The following is a 1,352-nucleotide window of genomic DNA, read 5'->3' as shown; positions in this document are numbered from 1 at the left end:
TGGTGTACGAGGTCCTCGGGGTGGGTGTGCTGCGCCGGGCCTGGTTCAACGTGGACCGGCTCTGGGCCGGGGTGCTGGTGGCCGCGGGCGTGGTGACGCTGATCGGTGCGACCTGAGTGCGGGCGATCCGCCGCAAAGTCCTACTGATTCAATAGGAATACAGCGTCGCCGAGCCGGAGGTCCGTCATGTCCCGTTCCCCGTCCCCGCAGGAAGCTGGGCACGACGACCGGCGGGCCCGGCAGTGGCTGGCCGGCCAGGCCCGCTGCGACGGCACCGACCGGCAGGACCTGCTGGAGCTCGGCGCGGCCATGGCCGCGCTGACCGCCGCGGCGCAGGAACGGGAACCGGTCGCGGTCGCCGGCGTCCCGGTCGGCGTCGACCCCGGCCCGGACGCCAGCGCCCGACCGATCGCGAAGCCGCTGCCCGAGGGCCTGTTGCGCCCGCTCGACAGCAACGCCGAGATGCGTTGGGAGGCGATGGCCGGGCAGGGGTACGTCGTGCCCACCGACCGCTTCTTCGTCCGCAACCACACGGTCACCCCGCACCTGGACGCCGAGACCTGGCGGCTGCGCCTGTTCGGCACCGGCCTGCGCGGGGCGCCGACCCGCGACGCCCCGGTCGAGTTCGGCTACCACGACCTGCGGCGGCTGCCGGCCGAGGAGACCACCGCGCTGGTCGAGTGCGCCGGCAACGGCCGTCGGTTCTTCGCCGACCAGCAGGACGACCCGGCTCCGGGGGTCGCCTGGCGCCTCGGCGGGGTGGGCGTGGCCCGCTGGCGGGGCGTACGCCTGGCCACCGTGCTCCGCCTCGCCGGCCTCACCGACACCGCGGTCGACGTGCTGCCCGAGGGCCTGGATCCGGAGTACGTGACCGGCGGCGTGAACCTCGGCCGGGTACGCCGACCGCTGCCGGTCGCCAAGGCCCTCGACGACGTACTGCTGGCGTACGAGATGAACGGCGAGCCCCTGCCCGCCGACCACGGCCACCCGGTCCGGCTGGTGGTGCCCGGCTGGATCGGCATCTCCTCGATCAAGTGGGTCGGCCAGGTCGAGGTCTCCGCCACCGCCCTGTTCTCACCGTGGAACACGTCGTTCTACCGGATGTTCGGGCCCGACCACCCGGCCGGCGGGGCGACGCTCGCCGCCCAGTCGGTGAAGAGCGCGTTCGAGCTGGCCTGGGACGCCCGGATCCCGGCCGGCGCGGAGGTGCTGCTGCGCGGTCGGTCCTGGTCCGGCGCCGGGCCGATCGACCGGGTGGAGGTGAGCACCGGGGACGACGACTGGCGTCCGGCGGAACTGGTCGCCGCCGACCGGGGCGGGCCCTGGCAGCGCTGGACGGCGCGCTGGCGACC

The 1,352-nt window shown here is 74.8% G+C and carries 1 protein-coding gene; it reads left to right on the top strand.

Annotated elements, in window-relative coordinates:
* Nucleotides 1-186: 186 nt before the first annotated feature.
* Nucleotides 187-1,352, top strand: a 1,166-nt coding sequence (locus MRQ36_RS32905; RefSeq protein ID WP_242801730.1) for a molybdopterin-dependent oxidoreductase, incomplete at its 3' end; no start/stop codon positions are given.

It is taken from the genome of Micromonospora sp. R77 (assembly GCF_022747945.1).
GTDB lineage: Bacteria > Actinomycetota > Actinomycetes > Mycobacteriales > Micromonosporaceae > Micromonospora.
This window is presented reverse-complemented; position numbering and strand designations above follow the sequence as displayed.